We start from the raw sequence: 3,798 nt of genomic DNA, 5'->3' as shown, positions 1-3,798 counted from the left end.
ATCTGGGAAAGCTGGTGTAAAGGTAGATCAAATCTCTCTGTTTAAATACCTTGGAGCTCTTGGTCAGCTGGAAGGCCTATGATACCTGAAAAGTTAATTGAGATGCTGACAGACCAGCAATTTGAAGAATTTTCCCAATGGTTCCATGATTCAGTCGACCCTGAAGAAATGACTGAGGAAGAGGAACTATACTGGCACCTCATAATTAACCGTCTGAACAGGGATTACATGTTGGTAGAACTCCAGCAGTTCCCCAAGTTCATTGATATAATAAGAGAAAAGAGGGAGTAATGTCCATCCCAGTTAAAAACTGTGGAGGAATCTTATTGTGAAACCCTCAAACATATCCTTAATAACAGAATGCTTCTGGATGTATCTGTAGCAGACATTCATAGAGAACTTGATAAATTGAAACGATATGAATCTGTACTAAGAAATATGGCCATAACCCTTATTTTTGCATAGTGTTTTTTATCAAATCTGGTTAAAAATACTGTAATGTAATTATATACTAAAAATATAGTTGGCATTTTCATTAACTATATGAGGATATGGTTGCCTGGGAACAGGCAGATCGTACTATATAAGTCTGATTCCAATGCAGTGCAAATTATGCACAATATATCGACTGAATCAATGGAAATAAGATGAAAGTGTTCACCTTTCTCTATTTAAGCATAATCGATAGCAGTAATTGCGTGAAAATTTATATACTAATATTGTACATATAACTTACTTACCATATGAGGGGATTTATATGGAAAACGACAAAACGACATTTCTCCAGTTCCAGGAAATCTTTTTCAGATACCTGGATTCAGAACAGCTTTCAGAACAAGAAGCACAATTGAAGGACAATATGATCTTTTTTGTTCAGCGGGCGTGCATCGAATATTTCATGCATTGACCTGTGAACAGAACGAGAAACCTTCGGCAAAACGTATTTTGATAGCATTATTGTTATCATTTCTTTTCTTTCTAATAGGTGTAGCATCTTTTCATTTGATCATATTATATCGATATTTCGGGTTCTTATAATGTGCCCAGATCCCACTGTAGAGCTACCAGGACATTTAATTCAGGATAGACTCGCTCAACGGGGAATATAGAACATTACAAAAACACCTGCCAGAGCTATGAATGCACCTATGATCTCGTACTTATCAGGTTTTTTCTTATCAACATAAAAACCCCATATCAGAGAGGAAACAATGAATATCCCTCCGTATGCAGCATAGACCCTTGCGAAATGTGCATGCTGAAATGTAGGTACTATGCCATAGCAGAACAATACTGCAGCTCCCAGAAGGCCATAGGTCCAGCTCTTCTTTTCCCTGAGCCATAACCACACCAGATAACCACCTCCTATCTCGAAAAGTGCTGCAACGAAAAAGAGCAAAAGAGATATTGCAATATCCATCATGATCATTCATCCTTCCTTGGCCAGTAAAATATGATGGTAACCCCGATCAAAATAATAAAAGCTCCCAGTGTATCGTACAGATCTGGAGCTGTTTTGTCAAAATACCATCCCCATAGCAGTGACATAACCACAAAAATCCCTCCGTAGGTCGCATAGATCCTGTGAAAATAGGAAGGTTGGAAAGTGGGCACTATGCCATAAAGAAAAAGAACGATGCCACCAAATATGGCAAAAGTGAAGTCCTTGTTCTCCCGTAACCACAACCAGATTAGATAGCCCCCGCCAATTTCAAATATCCCGGCAAGGATAAACAAGAAGATAGTGAACAAGATACATTGTACCCCTAAGAGGCATTTTAGCCGGGACAAGAGATCATAGCTCATAATTGTTACTGGAAGCGGCTTTATTTAAATATTTGGAAGCTATGGGGGGAAAAGGTGATCCTTTTGCTGAAGTACAAAGAGCTTTAGACCTGGATGATCGATCATTTTTTCAGCTTGTCATCTTTATGTTCACTCGGACCTTCTTCCTTTTTGTTCAGTTCCAGTATCACATGATTACATCTTCCACTCTTGCTTCCACATACTTTGCAATATCTCGCCATGTTCTACATCCATTGATAGTTATTGTTCAACGATTAAGTACTAATATAAATATGTACTAATATTATTTGTACTTTAGTTTTCATATCTCAGAATTAATTGAAGATATATAGATAATTACTGAAATGATCCAAAATTATCTGCCAAAAGATAATAAAAGTGAGCTGAGCATGAACATGTTAAAAACAGATTCAAAGAATGGTATCATTTTCCAGGAAAAGCAGTATTTTGATAAATGGATGTGGTTCTTTGCTTTTGCAGGGTTAATGATCCTGGTGACTATCGTTATCCTTCTGTCCATCTTTGCTGCAGTTCCTGAAGCCCCTTCAATTCTTCTTATTATAGCAGGCATTCCGGTATTTCTCTTTACCATCATAGGTTTTGTCTTCTCAAAAATGGAGTTGACCACTGAAATTCGTCATGGTGGACTACATATAAGATACCGTCCGACACAAAGGGTATTCAGGCACTATGCCTTCAATAACATCGAATCCTATGAGAGGTCAAAAGGAGGACTTCTTGACGGTATTATGAACTGGAAGATCCGCACGTATCCGAATAAGACAACATATCAATGTGGCAGTCATGAAAAAGTGCTGATCAAGCTTACTAATGGAAAAAGTCTCCTCCTTGACTCCAGACATCCGGATGAGTTGATTGCTGCTATTAATTCCATGAAAAAAGTGTAGAAACAGTATTCTGAAATTAAATATAATATTTTGGAATTCCGTTATTACCACAGGGCTTTTTCTATGACCCTCGGTACACCGGAAAAATGATTGATCGTATCAAGTCTTAAAAAGGCATCCATTCCGGGATCTCCATTCTCTTTCTGCCATTCATGATAGATGCGGACATAAAAACCGATCGCACATAGGAATTGGTCATCTTTCCAGGAATGCCTGCCTGCTCCCTGGGAAGAGGGATTTAACTTTCCATGGGGAGAATAACCAAGATAGTCTTCCCAGGAATTTCCCGGAGGAAAATAATCATCAGCATGAATTCGATTCAAAGAAATGCCTATATGATGTGCATCGATCATCGGACAGATGTGGGGCAAAAGGCAGTGACAAACCTTACTTCCAATGACGAAGCCACCTGATTTTGAAAATTTGCCAGGGGTTGCGCAGTAGTTGAAGAGTTCTTTCAGTTCATTAGCGACCGTTGAATTTCCACAAACGGCAGTTAATGGACTGACAGATATATCAAAAAATTCTAAACACTGCATGTTTATATTCCTGGATATTTGTTGAATGTTCAACTGAAACGTTCTTATCTCAACGAGCTTACTGGCACGGGCATTCATATTGAAATCAGTCAGAAATCTGAAAATCGATCTGCTGGCTTCCGATGTTTTGAGCCAGTTGCTAAGGCCATTCTCTTTGTTTATTCCATTAAATCTTGAAACTAAAAAATAATGATGATCAAGATTATAGCGTTTGTTTAGCATATTGTAGGTTCCGATGTTAACGGCAATTTGATCAACTATCGTTTTTATTGTGGTGTTCTCTTCAACGGGCACTGCATTCCACCCACCATCGAAATGATAAATTAACGTTTTAAAGAATCGAACAGGCAAATGATGTACGTGTTGTCAGTCTTTGAGCGCAATGTGCTACACACTGCACGACAGAACATAATATAAAGATTATGATTTTGTTTTAATTCTATATAAAATAAAAAGTGACTATAATGCCGGTTAAAGTTAAGGGAAATAAATATCACTACAAACATAGCCCGGGTTTAGCATATAGATATTTTAGAGAACATGCA

6 protein-coding genes are annotated in these 3,798 nt (G+C 37.9%); 3 read left to right on the top strand and 3 right to left on the bottom strand.

All coding sequences use genetic code 11. The annotated features are described in order from the left end of the window. The first annotated feature begins 78 nt into the window (after window positions 1-78). Both ACCM36_RS01995 and ACCM36_RS01990 read left to right on the top strand, forming a co-directional pair. Window positions 79-291 (top strand): hypothetical protein, encoded by a 213-nt coding sequence (locus tag ACCM36_RS01995; protein WP_370572036.1) that lies wholly within the window; start codon window positions 79-81, stop codon window positions 289-291. A 466-nt stretch (window positions 292-757) separates the two neighbouring features. Next, window positions 758-907, top strand: coding sequence for a hypothetical protein (locus ACCM36_RS01990; RefSeq protein ID WP_370572035.1), 150 nt, complete (start codon window positions 758-760; stop codon window positions 905-907). 186 nt (window positions 908-1,093) lie between these two features. Here ACCM36_RS01990 and ACCM36_RS01985 read toward each other — a convergent pair whose 3' ends face one another. Beyond that, a complete protein-coding gene (locus ACCM36_RS01985) occupies window positions 1,094-1,429 on the bottom strand; it encodes a YnfA family protein (RefSeq protein WP_370572033.1) in 336 nt (111 codons plus the stop codon). Next, window positions 1,426-1,806, bottom strand: coding sequence for a YnfA family protein (locus ACCM36_RS01980; RefSeq protein WP_370572032.1), 381 nt, complete (start codon window positions 1,804-1,806; stop codon window positions 1,426-1,428). Before ACCM36_RS01980 ends, ACCM36_RS01985 begins: the two co-directional genes overlap by 4 nt. A gap of 389 nt (window positions 1,807-2,195) precedes the next feature. Between ACCM36_RS01980 and ACCM36_RS01975 the strand changes: the two genes are divergently transcribed. Then, on the top strand, window positions 2,196-2,714 hold the full coding sequence (locus tag ACCM36_RS01975) for a hypothetical protein (RefSeq protein WP_370572031.1): 519 nt from the start codon (window positions 2,196-2,198) through the stop codon (window positions 2,712-2,714). Window positions 2,715-2,758: 44 nt separating this feature from the next. Here the strand turns inward: ACCM36_RS01975 and ACCM36_RS01970 are convergent, their stop codons facing one another. Further along, window positions 2,759-3,547 carry a hypothetical protein gene (locus ACCM36_RS01970; RefSeq protein ID WP_370572030.1) on the bottom strand — a complete coding sequence of 263 codons (789 nt, stop codon included), beginning with the start codon at window positions 3,545-3,547 and terminating at the stop codon, window positions 2,759-2,761. Between the last annotated feature and the right edge of the window lie 251 nt (window positions 3,548-3,798).

This window comes from Methanomethylovorans sp. (assembly GCF_041305605.1).
In the GTDB taxonomy this organism is placed as follows: domain Archaea; phylum Halobacteriota; class Methanosarcinia; order Methanosarcinales; family Methanosarcinaceae; genus Methanomethylovorans.
The sequence above is the reverse complement of the archived record's forward strand: the minus strand, read 5'-3'. Positions and strand labels throughout refer to the sequence as shown.

Excerpts from the sequence above, each read along its gene's own strand:
- ACCM36_RS01995 (WP_370572036.1), top strand. The coding sequence starts at position 79 with ATGATACCTGAAAAGTTAATTGAGATGCTGACAGACCAGCAATTTGAA.
- ACCM36_RS01990 (WP_370572035.1), top strand. The coding sequence starts at position 758 with ATGGAAAACGACAAAACGACATTTCTCCAGTTCCAGGAAATCTTTTTC.
- ACCM36_RS01985 (WP_370572033.1), bottom strand. The coding sequence starts at position 1,429 with ATGATCATGATGGATATTGCAATATCTCTTTTGCTCTTTTTCGTTGCA.
- ACCM36_RS01980 (WP_370572032.1), bottom strand. The coding sequence starts at position 1,806 with ATGAGCTATGATCTCTTGTCCCGGCTAAAATGCCTCTTAGGGGTACAA.
- ACCM36_RS01975 (WP_370572031.1), top strand. The coding sequence starts at position 2,196 with ATGAACATGTTAAAAACAGATTCAAAGAATGGTATCATTTTCCAGGAA.